The following is a 22,231-nucleotide window of genomic DNA, read 5'->3' as shown; positions in this document are numbered from 1 at the left end:
GTATCTCCGTATCAAAGAAAGTTGAGCTGGACGAAGTAGTTGTGCCAGGCCCATTCCAAATCTTGCGGTGACAGTGGTCCGGAACCGCCCATATAACGCTGACGATCGAGCGCCATGTTCAGGAGATCGCGGGGATGGCAAGGCACCAGGGGCATGCCTTCACTTGCATAGAGCCTTTGCAGCACATAACGCACCAGCAGCTGGTCATAAGGCATGCCCAGACGCTCGCTTTCCTGGCGCCAGATCTTTTCGTACTCCTCGGGCTTCAGGTAACCGAACTGCAGCTTGTAGCCAATCCGGCGAAGGAAGGCCTCATCGGCCAGTTCCAGAGGATTGAGGTTGGTGGAAAACACCAGAATCAGATCGAACGGCAGTTCGCAATGCCGACCGCCGCCCAGGTTGAGGAAATCGCGTTTCTCTTCCATCGGGACGATCCAGCGATTCAACAGCTCGGCGGGTGCCATGCGCTGGCGTCCCATGTCGTCGATGATGAACAGGCCATTGCTGGCCTTGAGCTGCAGGGCAGCCTGGTACTGACGGGTGAAAGGGTCATAACGAACGTCCAGCTGCTCCATGCTCAATTCACCGCCCGTAATGACAATCGGGCGTTTGCAGCGCAGCAGTCGACGGTCGATCCCTTCGTTGAGCATTAGATTGTTCTGCTGAGCGTTGTCATCGAGCCGCTGATGCACCTGCGGGTCATAGATCTCGATCACCGACTCGTTGATGACGATGGCATAAGGCACCCAGATGGCCTCGGCAAACAGACGAATCAGCCGACTGCTGACATAGGTCTTGCCGGTACCCGCAGGGCCATAAATCATGATTGCGCGCCCGGAGTTCATCGCCACACCCAACTGATCGAGCATCCCCTCCGTGAGCACTACGCCCGCGAGGGCATTGCGCATATCGTTGGCGTTGATGCGACCATGGTGAATGGTCTGTAGTTTGATCAGGGAACGGTAGGTACTCACCGGGAAGGGTGCCGCACCGATATAGCCGCTGCGCGACAGGGCATCGCGGGCGGCACTGCGACCGCGCTCGGTCAAGCCATAACGCAACATCTGCCCGCCTGTTTGGCTCCCTTGGCCAAGCACTTCGACACGACCATCCTTGCGCAGAAACGCCAGGACCTCTTCAAGTACCGCGCCGGTCAGCGCCAGGCGCTCCACCAGCCGCGACATGTCCAGCACGCCGGCATCAAACAAATGCTTGCACACCAACTCACCGAGAAAACTGTCGGTCAGACCCGTCTCGCGGATTGTGCATGGCTGAGGAGCCAATCGTTGCACCGCGCCCCGATCGCAGGAGTAGGCATCACTTTCGACGATGACGTGCATGACTAAGCTCCCAATCCGCCGGCAACCAGTTGCCAGTAGACGCTGATTAAAGTGCCGATCAGGATTGCAATCGAATAAGGGAAAGGCTTGCCGGCTACTTCATCGGAAGTCGGCGCCAGATAAGCCTGCGCCCTCACAATCAGCCAATAACGCCCCAGGGTTTGAAGTAATTGACCGCGGAACAGCACGATCAGGAAACCGCATACGCCGCCGGCAATCAGGCTAAACATGGCAGCCCACAATGCGTAATGAATCGGTAAAAAACTGCCGACCATGGCCATTAACTTAACGTCACCGGCGGCCATGCCACCCACGGCGTACATCGGCAGAAACATCCCAAAACAGATCAGCATACCCAACAGGCTGTCACCCAATCCGCTGACACCGCCTGAATAGACTTGACCAGCCATTCCCAGGGCAAGGCCCAACAGGACCAGCATGTTGGGAATACGGTGGCGAAGCAGATCGCTCACCACCGCGACGCCCAGTAGTCCTAGCAGTAAAACAGTCGAAACCAGCAATTCCATGGACATGGTGCGCCTCCCGAGTGCGACTTATTGTTATGGGCAAGCGGCCCCACCGTTGACCGCGGTGCACAGCGCCGTGATCTTGGTATTTACCTGGCCCCCAAGCGTTACGAACGCTGCGGCGACAGCCACCGTAATCAACCCACCCGCCACCGCGTATTCCACAATGGTCAGGCCTTCTTCGTCTTTGGCGAACTTCAGTACCGAAGCCTTGATTGTTTGCAGAGTCATTTTGATCACTCCAGCGGCCATGCCGCTCATAACGTAAGTTGGCAGGGACAACGCGAAATCCATTAAGAAAGTTGCCCGGCGCCCTATCAGAAATAGAGGCAGCCGGTTATTCCATGGACATCGACGCGTCCCCCGGCGGGAATTAGCAGGCGACGCCACCTTTAACCGCAGTGCACAGCGCCGTGATCTTGGTATTTACCTGGCCACCAAGCGTCACGAACGCTGTGGCAACAGCCACCGTAATCAAACCACCCGCCACCGCGTATTCCACAATGGTCAGACCGTCTTCGTCTTTGGCGAACTTCACTACCGAAGCCTTGATTGTTTGCATGTTCATTTTGCCCACCTCACTCGAAAGTTGTTTTTCCGGAAGCAGTACGTTTTGCGCTGCCTGATGCAACCTTAGTCAGGGTGAAGGCATAGCCGTTAGGAGGATTTTGCACATCGCTAGGACTTTTTTGCGGAGCGGCCAAATAGGGGTCATTGGCCTTGCAGAAGTAACGGGAGGGGGTAAATAAGGCATGACAGGGCAAATGCGATTGTCACTAATTCACAAGCGATAAGCGGTTAGACCCGGGCTCATCGAAAACACATAAGCAAACAGTCGCCTGGGCTGCTTTCCAGGCAACCCATAGAACGAATAGAACTAAAACCCGACTTTCATATCGAGATTAAATCTGCAAGGTGATGGCACATTGACGATACTGCTTAGCGTAAAGAGTCGCTAAGAATCCAAGAGTAGAGACATGACGTCCAACTTGACCAAAAGGCCAACGCTCCTATGGTTCGATCTGACTCATGATCGATCCACGAAAGAACTCATCGCGCAGTTCGAGGGTACCTGCGACGGCAAACTGGCGAAAAACTCCGTGCTGCCCATCGGGGAACACGCAGACATGATCTGCATCCATTTCGATCGCCCCGACACACCAGGCCTGAGACTGTTGCTGGAGATCAAACGCAGCGCACCGGCCATCCCAATCACCATGTTCACCGTGCAGCACTCAGAAGAACTGGCCGTCTGGGCCATGCGTTCCAGCGTCTGGGAATACATAGTGCTCCCCCTCTCGGTCACCGAGAGGAATCGCTACCTGACTGCTGTAGTTCAGCTCTGCGAGCTGCGCCGGAATGTTGTTGACCACCGCAAGACACGGCTCATCGACCACTCCCCGACCCTGCCAGACAGCATCCGGCTGACCTCCGGGCACCAAAAACATCAGGCCCTGAGCAACATCATGCTGTACATCGAGCAGCACTTTCGGGACAGCATTGATCAGAGAGATTTGGCGCAGCGCTGCGGCATGACGACCTTTCGCTTCAGCCGCCTGTTCAAGGAAGCCAATGGACTTGGCTTCACGGATTACATCTTGAACAAGCGCATGAACTTCGCCAAAGAACTACTCGACAACAGCCAGATGCCTATTACCAGCATCGGCTATGAGGCCGGCTTCAAGGATCCTTCCTACTTCGCTCGTGCTTTCAAGCAGTTCGCAAACTGCACGCCCAGCGAATACCGCTTGGCACGCCAACTCAGAGCGACTGCCGCTGCGCAAATGGTGCACGATGAAAAAACCACTGAAGCGCTCGAAAGCCTGGTTCAAAGCCTCAGCGGTTGATGCGGTTTTATACGCGCACACAAAAACGCCGCTCATTGAGCGGCGTTTTTGTTAAATATGGAGCGGGAAACGAGACTCGAACTCGCGACCCCGACCTTGGCAAGGTCGTGCTCTACCAACTGAGCTATTCCCGCAAATGGCGTCCCCTAGGGGACTCGAACCCCTGTTACCGCCGTGAAAGGGCGGTGTCCTAGGCCACTAGACGAAGGGGACACGCTAACTGAAACACATGGTGTGTATTTCAGTGCCCAAATCCGCATCCGAAGATGCTGGTTCTGGTTTCACTCAGCCCTGCCCGAAAGCAACGCTGTTTAAAATTGGAGCGGGAAACGAGACTCGAACTCGCGACCCCGACCTTGGCAAGGTCGTGCTCTACCAACTGAGCTATTCCCGCATATGGCGTCCCCTAGGGGACTCGAACCCCTGTTACCGCCGTGAAAGGGCGGTGTCCTAGGCCACTAGACGAAGGGGACACACGTACAACATTCACTTCCTACCGCGTTTCGCTGTGTGCTTTACGCTGTAAGTGGCGCGCATTCTATGGATGGATTGAGGGGTCGTCAACCCCCAGATATAAATTTATTTAAATCAATGACTTCGCCCTGCTTTTAGACACTAATCGGGCTTTTCCGTCGACCGGGGTTTGACGCCTATATTCTGACACCCGCCAAGACGTTATAGTCCACCCACGCCCAAGATGATGGCAATGTGCACCTCGCACGCTATTACTTATATAAGCAGGAACGCGGCCGATACAGGCAGTGCAGTAGCCGATTCAACTTGCCGAGCGGCGCTATGCGTCCCAATGCCAAGCCACTACACTCGCACGCGAACCCCATAAAGAGGTCTTACCGGTGACACCACTCATGATCACCCTGCTAGTCGTAGCCGGGATCGCACTATTGATCGCCATTGGCTACATGAACCATGTGGTGGAAAACAATAAGCTGGAAAAGGCCCGCGCCAAAGTTGAGCTCAACGATCGACTGCGTCGTTGCGGCGAAATCACCGAGACCTTCCCCGGCCAGTTGATGACACCGGCACTCAAGCTGCTGTTGACCCGCCTGGAATTGAACGTCTGCCAACGCCTGCTTCATCTGGAAAAAACCAGCGCCAACCTCAAGGCACGGATTGGCGAACTGAGCGCCTTGGTCGGCCAGGGCGAATCGATCCCGGTCAACAACCCGCCGGCACCGATCCAGACCGAAGCCAAAGCCAAGGACGTACGCTTCCTGCTCGAAGCCCTGCACGGCCAAATCACCCGCGCCGCACAGGACGGCTTCCTGCCAACCAACGAAGCCAAACGCTGGATCCGCGAAGTTCGCCACATCCTGGTCCTGCTGCACATCGAGTTCTTCAACAACCTCGGCCAGCACGCCCTGCAACAGAACCAGCCCGGCCAGGCCCGCCTGGCGTTCGAACGGGGCGTGCAGTACCTGCGCAAACAGCAGGAACCTCAGGTTTACGCCGAACAGCTGGAATACCTGGAAAAGCTCCTGGCTCGCGCCAACGCACAAGTCATGGACAACATCGCTCCGGCAGAAGGCGAAGTGAACCAGTTGACCGAAGGCCTCAAAGACGTCGAGGCCGATGCGGACTGGAAGAAAAAAGTGATCTACGACTGATCACAAAAAGCAGAAAAGCCACCTGAACAGGTGGCTTTTTTTTTGCGTTGAGTTTGGCGTGTACATCCAGGAAAGACAGGCCGGCTGACACCTGCGAGTAATTGGTCGGCTGTCAGGCCGCCATCGCGAGCAAGCTCGCTCCCACAAGGGGGATCGGCGTACACCTTTCGCTTCTCACCACTCAACAGGCCGAGCGTTAGCTCGCCTGCAGCTCTTGACCTTGATCTACCCGCCCCTTCGGAAGGCTGAGTGGAGGTGTTCATCTGGGGGCAGGCGCGAAGCGCCGTGCGGCGAAGCCGCACACATCGAGAGGAGGTCGAAGCGAAGCCGACCGGAGGCGATGCCCCCAGATGAATGCCGGAACGAAGGAACGCCGAGCCTAAGCGAGGGGCCGGACGCTTGGGGCGAGCGTTTTTTTGCTTACTTTTTTTAGGCGCTTGTAAAAAAAGTGAGTCGCCGTAGGGGCGAAACCCTAAGTGGCCGTTACCGCAGAAACGGATATGTACACCATCAAAAATCCCGGTCGGCTCTAAGGCCGCCTTCGCGAGCAAGCCCGGCTCCCACAGTTGATCGGTGTACGCCTCAGAGCCGAAAGTGCCCCACCATCCCCTTCAACTCAACCCCCAACTGCGCCAACTCAATACTGGAAGCCGCATTCCCCTGCATCGCCAACGAAGACTGATCCGCACTGGCCCGAATACTCGTGACACTGCGATTAATCTCCTCAGCCACTGAACTCTGCTCCTCGGCAGCTGCTGCGATCTGCTGGTTCATCTGCTGAATCAAAGACACTGCGGCTGCAATACTCCCCAGCGCACTCTCAGTCTGCAACGCATCACTCACCGCCAGCTTCACCAGCTCGCCACTGTTCTGAATCTGCTGAACAGAAGACTGAGCCGCCGAACGCAAGGCGCTCACCAGTCGTTCAATCTCCTCGGTCGATTGCTGAGTGCGCTTGGCCAAGGCTCGCACTTCATCGGCTACCACCGCAAAGCCCCTGCCCTGCTCTCCGGCTCGAGCCGCCTCGATCGCGGCGTTGAGGGCCAATAGATTGGTCTGCTCGGCCACACTCTTGATGACGCTCAGCACTGTGCCGATGTTCTGGATCTCGGCACTCAAGCTTTCGATGCTTGAACTGGCCGAGGTGGCTGAATCCGCCAACTGTTCGATCCGCGCCATACTCTGGCGCACCACCTGCTGACCACTTTCAACCTTGCCGTCCGCCGTCTGTGCTGCCTGAGCGGCCTCCTCCGCATTACGTGCAACGTCGTGCACCGTGGCGGTCATCTGATTCATCGCGGTAGCGACCTGTTCGGTTTCTTCCTTCTGGCTGCTGACTTCAAGATTGGTCTGCTCGGTCACCGCTGACAGCGACTGCGCGGAACTGGCCAACTGTTCGATACCCGCCTGCAAACCGCTGACAATACTGCTAAGCCCTGCCCCCATCTGCTGCATGGCCTGCATCAACTGCCCGATCTCATCACGACGGGTCACTTCAATCGTCGCACTCAAATCGCCAGAAGCAATCTGTTGAGCAACACGGATCACACTGCGCAGCGGTGCCACGATCAACCGGGTAATCACCCAGGCCGCAATCAGCCCGACCAGCAGCGCCAGCGCCGAGGAACCAATGATCAGCAGCGAATTCTTTTTCAGCTCCGCCTGCATCGATTGGTCTTCGGCGACATAAGCCTGATCCACCCGCTCCACCACCTGAGAAGCGCGCTGATGGAGTTGCTCATAGACGGTTTTTTCCTGCGCCAGCAAGCCGGTGTACTCGGCGAGTTTTTCGCTGAATCCGCCAATGTGCCCGACCACTTCATTGAGGACCGTCTGGTACCCCTCATCCTTGACCGTGGTTTTCAGCTGCTCGGCCTGGGTCAGTGCCTGGTCGGCCTGCTCGATCTTGCCCTGCCCTGCGCTGTCGTCGCCCTTGCGGCTCTGGTCAAGACGCACACGGGCTTCGTTCATGGCTTGCAACATCAACCGCGACACCTGGCTGACCTGATTGGCTTGTTCGATGAACTGCCCACCGTCCTTGCCTTCGGATTCCTTCAAGGCATAGGCGCCGTCATCGGCCAGCCCGGCCTGCAACACGTCGAGGTTGTTGGCCACGCTGGACACCGACCAACTGGCCATCTCCAGTGCCAGGTCCTTGGCCTGGCTGAGCGAAACGAACTCGTCGAAGGCCTTGCGATAAGCCCCCAGGGACTGCTCGACGTCATTCATCACCGGCACGTTGGCCGCAGACGCCGCTTTCAGTTGGGTTGCCAGGGCGATCAGGCCGTCAACGCCCTCGCGCAGCGCATCAGCGGTTTTCGGGTTGCCGTGCAAGGCGTATTCCTGCTCGAGCAGTCTCACCTTGAGCAAACCGCTGTTGAGCGACGACATCTGCTTGAGTCCGTCGAAGCGCTGGCTGATGGTTTGCAGGGACCATACGCCGATGGCCGCCACCAAGGCGGTCAACAGCAGCACCAGTACAAACCCGACACCCAGTTTTTTCGCCATACCGAGGTTGGCAAAACGTCCTTGCACGGCCGAAATCATTGCACTTAGTCCCCTGACATAGTCTGTTGACGCAGATTCGCAACGGGCCTGTATCAACACAAGTCTCTGGCGTCGGAATAATGGCAAAAAGCTACGCTTGCGTCGTTTTCAGAACGCTTGAGGTCGATCCGGAGCGGTGGCCTGAAAAAACGCCCGGGCTCGCGGATCACAGGCATAGGCCACATTGATACGCTGCCAGTCACTGGCCTGCGCGGTGGGACTGAATGCCGTCGCAGAAGACAACAGGACACCGAAACGCTGGGCTTGTTTGCGCACCAGAGCGTAGTCGGACATCCGCGATCGCGCCCAGATGAACAAGCCACCGACGGGCTTGCCGAACACCTCCCACTCGGCGTCTTCAAGCACTTGCAACGCCGCCTCCCTGTCATTGCTCAAACGCTGGCGCTGGCGCTGGACCAGTTTACGGTAGGCACCGCTGGCTAAAAGGCTTGCCAGCACCGACTCGCAAAACCGTGAAGCACCCATGCTGCTGATCATCTTGACCTCGGCCAGCCGCGAAATGACCTCAGCGCCGGCCACGACAAAACCGACCCGCAACGAACTGCTGAGGGTTTTGGAGTAGCTGCCCACGTAGATCACGTTGTCATCGGTACCCAACGCAGCGAGGCGCGTACCGGGGCCGCTGTGAAAATCCGCATAGACATCGTCTTCGATTACCAGAAGGCCATAGGTTTTGGCCAGTTGCACAACCCGCTGCGCCACCGCCGGCGCCAGGCTGCTGCCAGTGGGATTGTGATAGAAGCTATTGATAAAGATCCCGCAAGGCCTGTACTTAACCAGCAGTGCCTCAAGCGCTTCAATGTCCGGCCCGCGCGGGGTTCGAGGCACCTCGAACATGCTGACCCCGTGCAACCTGAGCAAATCGAACAGCAAGGAATAACCGGGATTCTCCACTACCACGCAATCACCCGGCTTGAACAAGGTCCTCACGATCAGGTCCAGCCCCTGACTGGCCCCGGCCGTTGTCAGGATCCGGCTTTCCTCCACCACGATATCCAGATGTTTCAGGCGTTTGTGGATCTGCTGGCGCAAGGCTGGCAGACCCAGCGGCGTGCTGTAGTTGAACAGGCCGGTCATGTCGGTGCGACTGACCTGACGGATCGCGTAGCTCAGGTCGTCAGTTTCGCGCCAGCTCTCGGGCAGTCCGCCACATCCCAGTTTGAGTTCGCCCGAGATGCCGCCCTGCTTCACCTCTACCCCCTCGAACCAGGGGCCATCCTGTTGCCCCTGAGCGGCCAGCGCTGGCATGGCGACAATGAAACCGGCGCCCTGGCGCGACGCCAGCACCCCTTGAGCCACCAGACGCTCACAGGCCTCAGCGACGCTGGCCTGACTGAGCAAATTGATCCGGGCGATTTGCCGCACGGAAGGCAAACGCGTTCCCGGCGGCACCTCGCCACGGCGAAGCCAGCAGGCTAGCGCGTCGACGATTTGCTGTACGACCGGCACCAATGCCTGTCGATCGATTCTCAACTCCATGAGCAAGCAAACTCCTGTCCGTTTTGCGGGAAACAGTTAATCACAGGAGCGGTCGATCTGATGTGCGACAACGCCACCAAAACCCTCAGTTCTAACCATTTGAAACACATTGTCCGGCGCCTTTAAGGAACCGAAAAAAAACCCGCACGAATGCGGGTTTTTTCCTACGTTTAACTGCCTGGTTTCAAAACGCCGTAACTCCACCGTCCACCGCAAGCGAATGCCCCGTGGTGAACGCTGCGCCATCGCTGCACAGGTACAGCACCGCACTGGCGATTTCCTCGACCTTGCCGATGCGTCCGACCGGGTGCATGGCATTGGCGAACTCGCCTTTCTTCGGGTCGGCTTCATAGGCACGGCGGAACATGTCGGTGTCGATCACTGCCGGACACACCGCGTTCACCCGAATCTTTTTCTTGGCGTATTCGATGGCCGCCGATTTGGTCAGGCCGATCACCGCATGTTTCGACGCCGCATAAATACTCATCTTCGGCGCAGCCCCGAGGCCGGCTACCGATGCGGTGTTGACGATTGCACCGCCGCCCTGAGCCAGCAGTAATGGCAACTGGTACTTCATGCACAACCAGACGCCTTTGACATTGACGCCCATGATCGCGTCGAACTCATCGACCGTACCTTCGGCCAGTTTGCCTTTCTCAATCTCGATGCCGGCGTTGTTGAAGGCATAATCGAGACGGCCGTAGGTATTGACCACCTCGTCCATCAGATTTTTTACATCGCTTTCCAGCGTGACGTTGCAGCGCACGAAGGTGGCTTCACCGCCAGCGGTACGAATCAGCGCCACCGTGTCTTCACCACCCGCCGCGTCCAGGTCGGCCACGACCACTTTCAAGCCTTCAGCGGCGAACGCCTGGGCGGTCGCGCGGCCAATTCCATTGGCGGCGCCCGTTACAACGGCGACCTGGCCAGAAAACGTCATGCTCATTGTTATGTCCTCGAAGAGAAGATGCGGGGGATCGCGTGTTCTCAATCTAGCCACAAGGGCCTGCGGCGCGGCAGCACTATCAGAAGGCCGGTTGGGCGCCCATGAGTGACAGTGATAAAACCACCGGCTCGACTATCACTGCACTGGATCGATATGCATTCGCCGAATCAGCCAAACTTGCGGCATCGTTCATGAAGGTCTATCAACAAGTCTTCATTCATCTTGAGTGCCTGTCATGACTACCCAGACCAATCGCCAGTTCCTGCTCGCCAAACGTCCGGTGGGCGCGGCGACCCGCGAGACCTTCACCTATCAAGAAGTACCGGTCGGCGAACCGGCTACGGGTCAGATCCTGGTCAAAAACGAATACCTGTCCCTGGACCCGGCCATGCGTGGCTGGATGAACGAGGGCAAGTCCTACATCCCGCCGGTCGGTATCGGCGAAGTGATGCGCGCATTGGGCGTAGGCAAAGTCGTTGCATCAAGTAATCCGGGCTTCGCGGTCGGGGACTACGTCAATGGTGCCTTGGGTGTGCAGGATTACTTCCTCGGCGAGCCACGAGGTTTCTACAAGGTCGATCCAAAACTGGCGCCGCTGCCGCGCTATCTGTCGGCGCTGGGCATGACCGGGATGACCGCCTATTTCGCCCTGCTCGATGTCGGCGCACCAAAGGCTGGCGACACCGTGGTGCTGTCGGGCGCGGCCGGTGCGGTGGGCAGCATTGCCGGGCAGATTGCCAAGATCAAAGGTTGCCGGGTCGTCGGCATTGCCGGGGGCGCAGACAAGTGCCAGTTCCTGATCGACGAACTGGGTTTTGACGGTGCCATCGATTACAAAAACGAAGACGTCCAGGCCGGCCTCAAGCGCGAATGCCCGAAAGGTGTCGATGTGTATTTCGATAACGTCGGCGGCGATATCCTCGACGCGGTGTTGAGTCGCCTGGCCATGAAGGCGCGGGTGGTGATCTGTGGCGCCATCAGCCAGTACAACAACAAGGAAGCGGTCAAAGGCCCGGCCAACTACCTGTCGCTGCTGGTCAACCGCGCGCGGATGGAAGGTTTTGTGGTGATGGACTATGCCGCACAGTTCGCCGCCGCCGGACAGGAAATGGCCGGCTGGATGGCCAAGGGGCAACTCAAGAGCAAGGAGGATATCGTTGAAGGACTGGAGACGTTCCCGGAGACGCTGATGAAGTTGTTCAGCGGCGAGAATTTCGGGAAGTTGGTGCTGAAGGTTTAACCCGATATTTGAAATGACCACAGTACTAATGTGGGAGCGAGTCTGCTCGCGATAGCGGTGGATCAGCCAACATTGATGTCGACTGACACTCCCTCATCGCGAGCAGGCTCGCTCCCACATTTGGATCTTCAGTGTTTGCTTAGGCGAGTTCGGCGACTACAGCTGCCAACGCCTTGGCCGGATCCGCGGCCTGGCTGATCGGACGGCCGATCACCAGATAATCGGAACCGGCATCCAGCGCCTGACGCGGGGTCAGAATGCGGCGCTGATCGTCCTGGGCGCTGCCCGCTGGACGAATCCCCGGAGTGACCAGTTGCAGCGACGGGTGCGCCGATTTCAGCGCGTGGGCTTCCAGGGCCGAGCACACCAGACCGTCCATCCCGGCTTTTTCCGCCAACGCGGCCAGGCGCAACACTTGCTCCTGCGGCTCGATATCCAGACCGATACCCGCCAGGTCTTCACGTTCCATGCTGGTCAGCACGGTCACGCCGATCAGCAGTGGTTTCGGACCGGTGCGCTGGTCAAGCACTTCGCGGCACGCGGCCATCATGCGCAAACCACCGGAGCAGTGCACATTGACCATCCACACGCCCATCTCCGCAGCCGCCTTGACGGCCATGGCGGTGGTGTTCGGAATGTCATGGAACTTGAGGTCCAGGAACACTTCGAAACCCTTGTCACGCAGGGTTCCAACGATTTCCGAAGCGCAGCTGGTGAACAGTTCTTTACCGACTTTGACCCGGCACAGCTTCGGGTCCAACTGATCGGCCAGCTTCAGTGCGGCGTCACGGGTGGGGAAATCCAGGGCGACGATGATAGGAGTCTGGCAGGCGGACATGAGTGGGCTCTCAGGCAGGTCGAAATCGGCGCGCATTGTAGCGGAACCAGCGCCTCTGCGGGACCCGATGATCGGTAATTCGTCGAGACGGCTCAAGCAAGACTAGCCCTTGCACCCATTGTGTCGAGTCAGATACACACATGACACGCCTGCAACACCCTTCAACGTTACCTTCGGCAGCCGCAACACGTCCTACAGCACTTCCTGCCTCCGGGCCGGACGCCTATGCTGAAACCACAACCTCGCAGCCCATCTTTGTGGTTGGCAGCCTACCTGGCAGATGAACGCACGCATGCACAACCTCCACGCCCCTGTGAACGACGATCAAAAAGCGCCCGGCGACGACAAACGCTGGAGCATTCGCGCCCTGATCGTCGACGATGACGTCCCGATCCGCGAACTGATGATCGACTATCTGGCCCGGTTCAACATTCACGCCAGCGGCGTCACCGATGGCGCCGCGATGCGCCTGGCGCTGCAAGCGGAGCATTTCGACGTGGTGGTGCTCGACCTGATGCTGCCCGGCGAAGACGGTTTGTCACTGTGCCGCTGGCTGCGCGCCGAATCGGACATCCCGATCCTGATGCTCACTGCCCGCTGCGAACCGACCGACCGGATCATCGGCCTGGAATTGGGCGCCGACAACTACATGGCCAAGCCGTTCGAGCCGCGAGAATTGGTGGCGCGGATCCAGACGATCCTGCGCCGGGTACGCGACGATCGCACCGAACAACGGGCCAACATCCGCTTCGACAACTGGCGCCTGAACAGCGTGCTGCGCCAATTGATCGCCGCTGATGGCCTGGTGGTGCCGCTGTCCAACGCCGAGTTCCGTTTGCTCTGGGTGTTCATCGAACGTCCGCGCCGGGTACTCAGCCGCGAACAACTGCTGGATGCCGCTCGTGGTCGCTCGATCGAAGCCTTTGATCGCAGCATCGACTTGCTGGTCTCGCGCCTGCGCCAAAAACTCGGTGATGACCCCAAAGCCCCGCAACTGATCAAAACCGTTCGCGGTGAGGGTTATCTGTTCGACGCCAGAGACATCGGCTGATGCGTGCGCGCTTCGATACGCTCTTCGGCCGCCTGTTTGGCATGCTGCTGGTGGCGATCATCCTGGCGCATTTGTTGGCGTTTTTCTGGTTTCACTATTACGGCCCACCGCCGCCCCCGCCGCCGCCGGGGTTTTCCGAAAAATTCGACGGACAGCGCCCGCCGATGGACCCGCGCTTCGCAAGTCGGCCACCGCGGCCGTGGTTCGGCGGCCCCCTGGTGCCGCTGACCTTTCAGCTGGTCTCGCTGATCATCGCCGCCTGGTACGGTGCCAAACTGCTGAGCCGGCCGATCCAGCGCCTGAGCGATGCTGCCGAGCGACTGAGCGAAAACCTCGACAGCCCGCCTCTGGATGAGTCCGGCCCACGGGAAGCACGGCAAGCGGCACACACCTTCAACAAGATGCAGCAACGCATTCGTGAACAAGTGCAGCAACGCTCGCGGATGCTTGGCGCCGTCTCCCACGACCTGCGCACGCCGCTGTCGCGGCTCAAGCTGCGGCTGGAGCAGATCGACGACAACAAATTGCAAGGCCAGATGCGTCAGGATCTGGACGACATGATTGGCATGCTCGACGCCACGCTCACCTACCTCCACGAGCAGCGCACCAGTGAGGCCCTGCAATGGATGGACGTGCAGGCGCTGGTCGAATCCCTGAGTGAAAACGCCCAGGACCAGGGAGCCGATGTTCTGACCAGCGGCCACTGCGCACCGTTGCAAGTGCAGCCGATGGCCTTGCGCTCGTGCATCAACAACCTGCTGGACAATGCCCTGCGTTATGCCGGGCAGGCACTGATTACGCTCGACGACACGCGCGAAACCCTGGTGATCCGGGTCATCGACCATGGGCCGGGGATTGCGGCGGATAAACGTGAAGCCGTGTTCGAGCCATTCTTTCGCCTGGAAGGATCGCGCAACCGCAACTCCGGTGGCGTCGGGCTGGGCATGACCATCGCCCGCGAGGCGGCCGAACGCCTGGGTGGACAGTTGAGCCTAGAAGAAACACCCGGCGGCGGATTGACCGCCGTTATCCGACTACCTCGATCCATGTAGCAGATCCGTGTGTTCTGTGTACCGCTCGGTACAAACTTCACATACCCACGACAACTTGCCCCTTGAGGCTGCATAAACCGGTGCACCCACCGGTTATCCATTCCAAGGAGTGAGCGCAATGATCGGTAGCGTCAGCAGTTATACGAGCTATACCAGCACCAGCAGCACCGCAACCAGCTCCGCCCGTAGTCAACAATTTCAGAAAGATCTACTCGCCAAACTCGACAGCAACAGCGATGGCGCGGTGGATCAGGATGAACTCAAGAGCGCCCTGTCGCAGAAAACCGACGACGGTCTGCTGGTCAGCCTGAGCAAGAACTTCGCTGACCTGGACAGCGACGAAAGCGGCAGCCTGAGCAGTGAAGAAATGGCCGCGATGGCCCCTCCGCCGCCGCCACCTCAACAAATGTCCAGCGAAGAACTGTTTAGCCAGCTCGATGCGGACAGCGACGGCAGTGTCAGCGTCACCGAGCTGACCAACGCGTTGCAGACCAGCAGCACCTCATCGACCAGCACCGACACCAGCGCCGCGTTGCTCAAAGTGCTGGATAGCGACAGCAGTGGCGGCGTCAGCAGCGACGAGTTGAACGCTGCGTTGCAAGCCGGCCGCGAGCGAAACACCGACAGTTCCACCGATCAGTCGAACGTGACCGAAGCCCTGAATAAAATGATCGCCAACCTGAGCAAGCAGTACTCGCTCGACAACGTGGCGACCGTAGGCAAGTACCTGAACGAGGCCACTTAAATCAAAAGCTTCGCGGGCAAGCCTTGCTCCTACAGGTTGATCGAAGCGGAACGCGGAGCGTCCCATGCGGCATTCCCACGCAGAGCGAGGGAACGATCAATCTCAGGGCCGGCGATCCTCAACCCGGGCCTGACTCTTGCTCCAGTCGTTCAGCAGGCTGTAGGCCACCGCCAACAACGTCGGGCCGATGAACAAGCCGATAAACCCGAAGGCAATCAGCCCGCCAAACACCCCGAGCAGGACAATCACCAACGGCAAATTCCCGCCCCGGCTGATCAGGTACGGTTTGAGCACGTTGTCGACGCCACTGATGATGAACATCCCCCAAATCCCGAGAAACACCGCCATCCCATACTCACCCTTCCAGGCCAGCCAGGCCGTGGCCGGAATCCACACCAGCGGCGGTCCCATCGGAATCAGGCTCAACAAAAACGTGACGATCCCCAGCACCAGCGCCCCGGGTACCCCGGCAATCAAAAACCCGATCAACGCCAGAACCGCCTGGGCCGCTGCCGTCCCGATCACGCCGTTCACCACCCGCTGCACCGTGCCCGCCACCAACTCAATGTAATACCCGGCACGCTCACCGATCAGACGTTCCAGCAACCCGTGAACAAACGCCGCCAGACGCGGCCCGTCACGGTAGAAAAAGAACACGAAGACGATACTCAACGTCAGCTCAAGTATCCCGCCGCCAATCTGCGCACTGCGCGCCAGCAACCAATTGCCGACCTGACCCAGATAAGGTTTGACCGCCAGCATCATTGCCGCGCCCTGCTGATCGATGCTGTTCCAGACCCCCACCAGCCGCTCGCCCACCAAGGGAATACTGCCCAGCCAGGCCGGCGCTTCCGGCAGCCCGTCGACCTGCACATCCTTGATGAACGCCGTGGCATCGCGCACATGGTCTGCGAGGTTGAACCCCAGCCAGACCAACGGCAACGCCACCAGCAACATCCAGCCCAGCGTCAGTACTGCGGCCGCCAGAGATTCGCGACCTTTGAGCAAACGCGTCAGCAAACGCATCAGCGGCCAACTGGCAAATGCCAGCACCGCGCCCCAGAACAGCGCCGACCAGAACGGCGCCATCACCCAGAAGCTCGCGCCAAACAGCACCAGAAGCAGGATCTGCACCAACAGCCGATCGTTATTGATCATCTAAATCTCGAAAAAATCAGTCCGCAAAAGAGTAGGCGAACGCAGCGTGTACGTTCGCCGGATAAAGCTTACCGCAACAGTTCGATGTGCAAGCCAGCGCCGTCGATGCTGCCGGCTTCCATCCTGGCGGTACGCACCCCCTGCCCGATCAGTGCCTGACGCCAGGCTTCGGCCTTCGGCCCGGAAACACTGACCCGCAACGTGGTGTCCAGATTCAGCCCACGAGAGATCAGGCGCAGCCAGGACTCGTCAGGATCGCCGGTCAGTTTGGGGAAATCGAGTTCACCGGTGCTTTTGAGCTCTCGAAGCAAGGTTGCAGAAGTCGGCAGCAAATCACCCAGCGGCGCGGCGGCGTCAAACTGTTCGACGTGCAGATAAGCTTTGCGATTGCCGCGCGTGATGCTGTAAAGCGCCACCAGCGTGTTGTCCTGAGGGGCCGCCAGACGCAACAGCAAAAACGCTTGCTGATCATCTGCGCCATACAGCTTGGCATTGCCGAAGACATCATTGGCCCACAGGCTGCTTTCGCCGCAATCACGGGCCTGGCACCAGAACAGCAACTGGGCCTCCTGCTTCTGCAAGGCTTCACGAGCAGCGGTGAAGGCCTCGGTGGAGGAATGCTCCGGTGGCAACTCGTAGGTTACCGACGTGGTTTGCCCTCGGGCAGCGACCTGGCCGTCGAAGCGCAACTGGCCGCTGATTTTGCGGATCGAACCCAATGGATAGATCCGCTCAAGTTCGGCGACCGGACGATAGTCAACGATCTGCGCATCGGCCATACGCGGCACGATCGGCAAGTCATGGCTGCCCGGGACATCGGCGGCAAATAACAGCGGACTGAAACAACACAGCGCCAGCAGACTGAATGAACGCATGGATAGACTCATCGGATCAGCATGGCCTGGGCACCCTTGATGATACTGGCGTCATCGATGCGCTCAGGCACCAGCAAACCGCGCTGTACCGCCGGACGCGCCTCCATGGTTGCCATCCAGCGCTGCAGGGCCGGCAAACCGTCCACCGCGACACCCGACCACTCATGGCCACGGACCCACGGATAAGTGGCGATGTCGGCAATGCTGTATTCACCGGCCAGAAACTCCACGGCTTGCAGACGCGTGTCGAGCACTTCATAGAGGCGGCGGGTTTCATGTTGATAGCGATCGATGGCGCCCTGGAGCTTCTCCGGGAAATAACGGAAAAACACGTTGGCCTGGCCTTGCATCGGGCCGATTCCACCCATCTGGAACATCAGCCATTGCAGGACCACCGAGCGCCCCTTGGGGTCTTTTGGCAGCAGTTTGCCGCTCAATTCAGCCAGGTAAATCAGGATCGCGCCGGATTCAAACACAGCGAAATCGCCGTTGGCGCGGTCGACAATCGCCGGGATCCGGCCATTGGGATTGATCTTGAGGAAGCCCTCGGACTTCTGTTCCTTTTTGTCGAAACTCAAGGCGTGCACCGTGTAGGGCAGGCCGAGTTCCTCGAGCACGATAGAGACCTTGTGGCCATTCGGGGTCGCAGCGGTGTAGAGATCTATCATGGTTGTCTCCCATTTCAACCCGCCCAGCCTCGACAGTTGCCCGGCGCAAGTCAAGGAACAGCGAAGAACCGATTGAAACAGTCTGCGACAAGGTCGGCACCGGGTTCGTCATTCAGGTGCAAATGATGACCGCCAGGCAGCTGTTCACGGCTAAAGGGTAGACGCTCCAGCAACTCGGGATGTTTGGCGAGCATGCCGTCGGCAGCCACCACCAGTTTTGCAGGACAACTGACTCGCTGGACGAAGGCCATCGCCTGTTCTGAGGTCAGACGCAGCGGCGACGGTAAGGTCAGGCGGTTATCGGTGCGCCAGGTATAACCGCCCGGCACTGGCATCAATCCACGCTGGGCCAGCAGTTCTGCGGCTTCGCGACTGACAGCGACCAAGCCTTTCATGCGCGCCTCGATGGCCCGGTCGAGGGTGTTGTAGACCGGTTTGCGCTTCTCCCGCAAATCCAGCTGCGCTTGCAGGGCCATGCCCATCCGTTCGGCAGCGTTTTCACCCTTGTCTGTAGGAGGAATGACTCCGTCGATCAAGGCCAGATGGGTCACGCGTTCCGGCAACGAACCGGCCAGTACCAGCGAAACGATCGCGCCCATGGAATGCCCCAGCAGCCCAAAGCGCTTCCAGCCCAATTGCTCGGCCACTTGCAGCACGTCATGGGCGTAGTCCCACAGCGCGTAACCGGCACCGGTAGGCCGATGCCCGGAATGACCGTGACCGGCCATGTCCAGCGCGATGATGCGCAAGCCTTTGAGCTTCGGCGCCAGCCGGGCGAAGCTGTTGGCGTTGTCCAGCCAGCCATGCAAGACGATCACCGGCAGGCCGTCTTCGGGGCCGAACAAGTGCGCTGCCAACTCGATGTGCGGCAGGCTCAGGCGAACTTCTTCAACGACATTGCTCATGCGCAATCCTGTTGGCGGCGACCGTCCCACCGGCTGAGCAGGTTCTTCAGCAGCGTGGCCGTGTCCTGGGGACGTTCGAGGGGAAACATGTGGCCGCCAGGCATGGTCAGGGACTCGCCCAGCGGCAAGCGCCCCACGAGGCTTGCGTGATGACGCATCACCACCCGGCTCTTGTGCCCGCGAACCACCGCCAGCGGCACTTTCAGTTGCCGTGTGCGGCCGGGACTGGTATGCGGCACACCACGGTAGATACTGATTTCCGTGGCCGGGTCGAAGCGCAGGCGCAGCCTGTCGCCCACCTTGTGCAAGCCGTGTTGCAGGTAAGCGTCGAAGCATTCCGGGTCGAAACCGCGAAACAGGGTTTTGCCCGCGAAATAGAGTCGGGCCGCGTCCAGATCGGTGAACTCTTCCCGGCGTCCCAACGTACGGCCGGCCGGGGTCAGGCGATCGATGAAACCGAAGCGTTTGGCGGCGCGGATCACCCATTGATCAGCGCGGGTCAGCACCGGTGAATCAAGCATCACCACGCCGCGATAGAGCTCGGGGCACCGCAACGCCGCGTGCAGGTGCAGCACGCCACCGAAGGAATGGCCGACACCCCACACCGGTTCCGGTTGCTGCTTGAGGTGATGAATCAGCTCATCGACCAGGTTGTACCAGTTGTCGTCCGCCGGAAAACGCGGGTCATGGGCGTGCTGCTGCAGATGCGTCACCTGATACTCGGGCGCCAGCGCCGCGAACAACTTGCCGTAGGTGCCTGAGGGAAAACCGTTGGCGTGGGCGAAAAATATCTGTTGCGACATACCGGTGATCCATCAACGAAAACAAGGGTTGATTGTCCGTAAGACGACGTCCTACAGCAATGACCGTAAGTGCCAGGAATGATGACAGTCCGGTCATGGGAATGGCGTGTCAGATGAATCCACCCCTCACCCCAGCCCTCTCCCCACGGGGGAGAGGGGGAAAGGGAGCAGATCGGGGGCTTTTCAAGACCGGAGTTCGACTCGGACTTTCAGGTCGATGTAGCACCAAGAACACCTCGGTCAGTCCCCTCGCCCCCTAGGGAGAGGGGGCGGATCTAATTGAAGAAACACACTCTCAACGCGCCGGCGGATTCTCACCCAATGGCACCACTGCCATGGTCAACCGCGACACACAACTGGCCTTGCCCTCATCGCTGGTCAAACGGATATCCCAGACATGCGTCGTGCGGCCAATGTGAATCGGCTTGGCCACCGCCGTGACCCGCCCGCTGCGCAAGCCGCGCAAATGGTTGGCGTTGATTTCCAGGCCCACGCAGTAAAACTTGCTGGCGTCGATGCACAGGTAACTGGCCATCGAGCCGACCGTTTCGGCCAGCACCACCGAGGCGCCGCCGTGCAGCAAGCCGTAAGGCTGGTGAGTGCGATGGTCGATGACCATGCTCGCGGTCAGGGACTCGTCGTCGAAGGCTTCGAAGCGAATATCCAACACTTCGCCGATGGTGTTTTTCTGGATTGCGTTCAACTGTTCAATGTTGGGATGGGTACGCCACAAGCTCATTGCTGACATCCTTTGTTGGTGTTAATCGTGACTCAATCCTGCCACAGCACCGCTTCGCTGCGCGCGCTCCATTCTTCGAAGCGGGCGCCATAAGCCGCTTCGATCACGTTGCGCTTGATCTTCAGGGTCGGCGTCAGGAAGCCGTTTTCCACCGCCCAGCTGTCCTTGACCACCACCAATCGATGCAAGCGTTCGTGTTTATCTAGGACGCCGTTGACCTCCTCCAACAGTTTTTCCAGGCTTGAATGCAGGCCCGCCCGCGCCGTTCCGCTGGCGTCCTGCTGACCGACCGCCGAGAGCACGCACAACCCCAGCGGCGCACTCAGGCCATCGCCCACCACGCACACTTGCTCGATGCGCGAATGCTCCGCCAGACGATTCTCGATCGGTGCCGGGGCGACGTATTTGCCTTTGCTGGTCTTGAAGATTTCCTTCAGTCGACCGGTCAGGCGCAGGTTGCCTTCGGCGTCCTCCTCGCCCTTGTCGCCAGTGCGCAGGAAACCGTCCTCAGTGATGGTTTCGGCGGTTTTCCAAGGCTCCTTGAAATACCCGAGCATGGTCGCGCCGCTACGCACCATGACCTCGCCCGACTCGGCGATCCGCACCTCGACCTCCGGGCAGGGCTTGCCGATCCAGCCGGGTTTGTTCTGGCCCGGCAGGCAAACGTGCGAATAGCCGCAACTCTCGGTCATGCCATAGACCTCCAGCACATCCAGCCCCAGTTTGCGGTACCACAGCAGCAAGGTCTGCGGCACTGGCGCGGCGCCGGACAAGGCGATGCGCAAGGCATCCAGCCCGAGCCCGGCCAGGACTTTGTGGCCGACCCGCTTGCCGATGATCGGCAGACCGAGCAGGAAGTCGAGGCGCTTTGCCGGGATTTTGCTGTACACGCCCATCTGGAATTTGGTCCAGATCCTCGGCACACCGAACAGCGCGGTCGGTCGTGCACGGCGCAAATCGGTCAGGAAGGTGTCGAGGCTTTCGGCAAAAAACACCGTTTGCCCGGTGTAGATCGACGCCAGCTCGACGAACATTCGCTCGGCGACATGGCACAGCGGCAAATAGGACAGCAGCCGATCCGACTCATTCAAGCCAAACAAGTGTGTGCCACGAGTGGTGGCAAACCCCAGATTGGCGAAACTGTGCATCACGCCTTTGGGCATGCCGGTGGTGCCGGAGGTGTAAATGATGGTCGCCAACTGGTCGGCGGACGGCTTGGGATCGTCCTGGATCGGTGAGCTCTTTTGCAGGTCGGCCCAGCTGTAGTCGAAAGTACCGGGCGGATGCAACGGCAGGCTGATCGTCGGCAGATCGGGGCTGACCCCGCGAGACATGCCGGGCCAGTCATCGAGTTTGCCGATGAACACCAGGACCGCTTCGGAGTGTTCAAGGACCTGGGCCACGGTCTCGGCGGTAAGGTTCGGGTAGAGCGGCACCGACACGTGGCCCGCCATCCAGATCGCCAGGTCGGCGATGATCCAGTGGGCGCAGTTTTTCGAGATCAGGGCGATGTGGCTGCCTTGGGGCAGTTCGCGTGCGCGCAGCCAATGCGCAGCGCAGCGCGCCTGATGACCGACGTCGGCCCAGCTCAGGGTCTCGACCTGTCCGCCGCCCGTGGGCTGGACCAGAAAGCGCTGGCGGGGATGACGGGCCTCGCGCTCGTAAAAGACGTCCAGCGGCAAACGAAAAGCAGCAGGCATGCGACTCGCTCCTTTATTTTTGGTCTGGAGCAAGCGTAGCCAACCAAGCAGTTGCTCGGTTGACTATTTCAAACATAAAAATCCGGCACAAAGTAGAACCTGTGGGAGCGGGCTTGCTCGCGAAG

22 protein-coding genes, 4 tRNA genes and 1 pseudogene are annotated in these 22,231 nt (G+C 59.3%); 7 read left to right on the top strand and 20 right to left on the bottom strand.

What is annotated here, in order from left to right; translation table 11 throughout:
- Window positions 1-11 precede the first annotated feature (11 nt).
- The 4 genes from KW848_RS18285 to KW848_RS18270 all read right to left on the bottom strand — a co-directional run bounded on the left by KW848_RS18285 (window position 12) and on the right by KW848_RS18270 (window position 2,435).
- Window positions 12-1,340, bottom strand: coding sequence for an AAA family ATPase (locus tag KW848_RS18285; protein WP_218537645.1), 1,329 nt, complete (start codon window positions 1,338-1,340; stop codon window positions 12-14).
- Window positions 1,341-1,342: 2 nt separating this feature from the next.
- The gene (locus KW848_RS18280) at window positions 1,343-1,873 is read right to left on the bottom strand and encodes a prepilin peptidase (protein WP_218537644.1); all 531 of its coding nucleotides are present in this window, start codon (window positions 1,871-1,873) and stop codon (window positions 1,343-1,345) included.
- 27 nt (window positions 1,874-1,900) lie between these two features.
- Window positions 1,901-2,098 carry a Flp family type IVb pilin gene (locus KW848_RS18275; protein ID WP_218537643.1) on the bottom strand — a complete coding sequence of 66 codons (198 nt, stop codon included), beginning with the start codon at window positions 2,096-2,098 and terminating at the stop codon, window positions 1,901-1,903.
- 142 nt (window positions 2,099-2,240) lie between these two features.
- A complete protein-coding gene (locus KW848_RS18270; protein WP_008152440.1) occupies window positions 2,241-2,435 on the bottom strand; it encodes a Flp family type IVb pilin in 195 nt (64 codons plus the stop codon).
- Window positions 2,436-2,844: 409 nt separating this feature from the next.
- Here KW848_RS18270 and KW848_RS18265 point away from each other — a divergent pair, with 409 nt between their 5' ends.
- Entirely contained in the window at window positions 2,845-3,714 is an 870-nt protein-coding gene (locus tag KW848_RS18265; RefSeq protein WP_218537642.1) for a helix-turn-helix transcriptional regulator, read from the top strand.
- Window positions 3,715-3,772: 58 nt separating this feature from the next.
- Here the strand turns inward: KW848_RS18265 and KW848_RS18260 are convergent.
- The 4 genes from KW848_RS18260 to KW848_RS18245 all read right to left on the bottom strand — a co-directional run bounded on the left by KW848_RS18260 (window position 3,773) and on the right by KW848_RS18245 (window position 4,187).
- Window positions 3,773-3,848: transfer RNA gene (locus KW848_RS18260), tRNA-Gly, on the bottom strand.
- Window positions 3,849-3,851: 3 nt separating this feature from the next.
- A tRNA-Glu gene (locus tag KW848_RS18255) sits at window positions 3,852-3,927 on the bottom strand.
- Between the two features lie 105 nt (window positions 3,928-4,032).
- Window positions 4,033-4,108: transfer RNA gene (locus KW848_RS18250), tRNA-Gly, on the bottom strand.
- Between the two features lie 3 nt (window positions 4,109-4,111).
- A tRNA-Glu gene (locus tag KW848_RS18245) sits at window positions 4,112-4,187 on the bottom strand.
- 393 nt (window positions 4,188-4,580) lie between these two features.
- On the opposite strand from KW848_RS18245, the gene KW848_RS18240 reads away from it, so the two are divergent.
- On the top strand, window positions 4,581-5,339 hold the full coding sequence (locus KW848_RS18240) for a hypothetical protein (protein ID WP_218537641.1): 759 nt from the start codon (window positions 4,581-4,583) through the stop codon (window positions 5,337-5,339).
- Between the two features lie 582 nt (window positions 5,340-5,921).
- On the opposite strand, the gene KW848_RS32475 is transcribed toward KW848_RS18240, so the two are convergent.
- The 4 genes and pseudogenes from KW848_RS32475 to KW848_RS18225 form a co-directional block, all read right to left on the bottom strand.
- Window positions 5,922-6,785, bottom strand: a complete 864-nt coding sequence (locus KW848_RS32475) for a methyl-accepting chemotaxis protein (protein WP_375154723.1) — start codon at window positions 6,783-6,785, stop codon at window positions 5,922-5,924.
- Window positions 6,783-7,007: pseudogene (locus tag KW848_RS32470) on the bottom strand (HAMP domain-containing protein); the annotation flags it as partial. The pseudogene KW848_RS32470 and the gene KW848_RS32475, both read right to left, overlap by 3 nt.
- A gap of 987 nt (window positions 7,008-7,994) precedes the next feature.
- Window positions 7,995-9,386 carry a PLP-dependent aminotransferase family protein gene (locus KW848_RS18230; protein WP_218537640.1) on the bottom strand — a complete coding sequence of 464 codons (1,392 nt, stop codon included), beginning with the start codon at window positions 9,384-9,386 and terminating at the stop codon, window positions 7,995-7,997.
- Between the two features lie 184 nt (window positions 9,387-9,570).
- Window positions 9,571-10,332: an SDR family oxidoreductase gene (locus KW848_RS18225; RefSeq protein ID WP_150657097.1), complete on the bottom strand. Its 762-nt coding sequence runs from the start codon at window positions 10,330-10,332 to the stop codon at window positions 9,571-9,573.
- 101 nt (window positions 10,333-10,433) lie between these two features.
- Here KW848_RS18225 and KW848_RS18220 point away from each other — a divergent pair, with 101 nt between their 5' ends.
- Both KW848_RS18220 and KW848_RS18215 read left to right on the top strand, forming a co-directional pair.
- On the top strand, window positions 10,434-10,571 hold the full coding sequence (locus KW848_RS18220) for a hypothetical protein (protein ID WP_218537639.1): 138 nt from the start codon (window positions 10,434-10,436) through the stop codon (window positions 10,569-10,571).
- Window positions 10,568-11,572 (top strand): NADP-dependent oxidoreductase, encoded by a 1,005-nt coding sequence (locus tag KW848_RS18215; protein WP_218537638.1) that lies wholly within the window; start codon window positions 10,568-10,570, stop codon window positions 11,570-11,572. The genes KW848_RS18220 and KW848_RS18215 overlap by 4 nt, the downstream gene beginning before the upstream one ends.
- A 139-nt stretch (window positions 11,573-11,711) precedes the next feature.
- Here the strand turns inward: KW848_RS18215 and pyrF are convergent, their stop codons facing one another.
- Entirely contained in the window at window positions 11,712-12,410 is a 699-nt protein-coding gene (pyrF, locus tag KW848_RS18210; protein ID WP_161990885.1) for an orotidine-5'-phosphate decarboxylase, read from the bottom strand.
- 292 nt (window positions 12,411-12,702) lie between these two features.
- Here pyrF and KW848_RS18205 point away from each other — a divergent pair, with 292 nt between their 5' ends.
- From KW848_RS18205 to xopAW, 3 genes are all read left to right on the top strand, one after another.
- Window positions 12,703-13,461 (top strand): response regulator, encoded by a 759-nt coding sequence (locus KW848_RS18205; RefSeq protein ID WP_218537637.1) that lies wholly within the window; start codon window positions 12,703-12,705, stop codon window positions 13,459-13,461.
- Window positions 13,461-14,513 carry a HAMP domain-containing sensor histidine kinase gene (locus KW848_RS18200; RefSeq protein ID WP_218537636.1) on the top strand — a complete coding sequence of 351 codons (1,053 nt, stop codon included), beginning with the start codon at window positions 13,461-13,463 and terminating at the stop codon, window positions 14,511-14,513. The genes KW848_RS18205 and KW848_RS18200 overlap by 1 nt, the downstream gene beginning before the upstream one ends.
- Before the next feature lie 118 nt (window positions 14,514-14,631).
- Window positions 14,632-15,258, top strand: coding sequence for a XopAW family type III secretion system calcium-binding effector (gene xopAW / locus KW848_RS18195; protein ID WP_218537635.1), 627 nt, complete (start codon window positions 14,632-14,634; stop codon window positions 15,256-15,258).
- 102 nt (window positions 15,259-15,360) lie between these two features.
- On the opposite strand, the gene KW848_RS18190 is transcribed toward xopAW, so the two are convergent.
- From KW848_RS18190 to KW848_RS18160, 7 genes are all read right to left on the bottom strand, one after another.
- A complete protein-coding gene (locus KW848_RS18190) occupies window positions 15,361-16,416 on the bottom strand; it encodes an AI-2E family transporter (RefSeq protein ID WP_218537634.1) in 1,056 nt (351 codons plus the stop codon).
- Between the two features lie 68 nt (window positions 16,417-16,484).
- Window positions 16,485-17,291, bottom strand: coding sequence for a DUF4892 domain-containing protein (locus tag KW848_RS18185; RefSeq protein WP_111451727.1), 807 nt, complete (start codon window positions 17,289-17,291; stop codon window positions 16,485-16,487).
- Between the two features lie 8 nt (window positions 17,292-17,299).
- The gene (locus KW848_RS18180) at window positions 17,300-17,959 is read right to left on the bottom strand and encodes a glutathione S-transferase family protein (RefSeq protein ID WP_008148047.1); all 660 of its coding nucleotides are present in this window, start codon (window positions 17,957-17,959) and stop codon (window positions 17,300-17,302) included.
- A 50-nt stretch (window positions 17,960-18,009) separates the two neighbouring features.
- Window positions 18,010-18,864, bottom strand: coding sequence for an alpha/beta hydrolase (locus tag KW848_RS18175; protein ID WP_218537633.1), 855 nt, complete (start codon window positions 18,862-18,864; stop codon window positions 18,010-18,012).
- The gene (locus KW848_RS18170) at window positions 18,861-19,667 is read right to left on the bottom strand and encodes an alpha/beta fold hydrolase (RefSeq protein ID WP_008148042.1); all 807 of its coding nucleotides are present in this window, start codon (window positions 19,665-19,667) and stop codon (window positions 18,861-18,863) included. The genes KW848_RS18175 and KW848_RS18170 overlap by 4 nt, the downstream gene beginning before the upstream one ends.
- 295 nt (window positions 19,668-19,962) lie before the next feature.
- Window positions 19,963-20,406, bottom strand: a complete 444-nt coding sequence (locus tag KW848_RS18165) for a hotdog fold thioesterase (protein ID WP_056743253.1) — start codon at window positions 20,404-20,406, stop codon at window positions 19,963-19,965.
- A 32-nt stretch (window positions 20,407-20,438) separates the two neighbouring features.
- Window positions 20,439-22,106: an AMP-binding protein gene (locus KW848_RS18160; protein WP_218537632.1), complete on the bottom strand. Its 1,668-nt coding sequence runs from the start codon at window positions 22,104-22,106 to the stop codon at window positions 20,439-20,441.
- Window positions 22,107-22,231: the final 125 nt, after the last annotated feature.

It is taken from the genome of Pseudomonas sp. PDM25, from assembly GCF_019219045.1.
Taxonomy (GTDB): domain Bacteria; phylum Pseudomonadota; class Gammaproteobacteria; order Pseudomonadales; family Pseudomonadaceae; genus Aquipseudomonas.
Note: the sequence above shows the minus strand (reverse complement) of the source record. Positions and strands in the feature narration are given on the sequence as shown.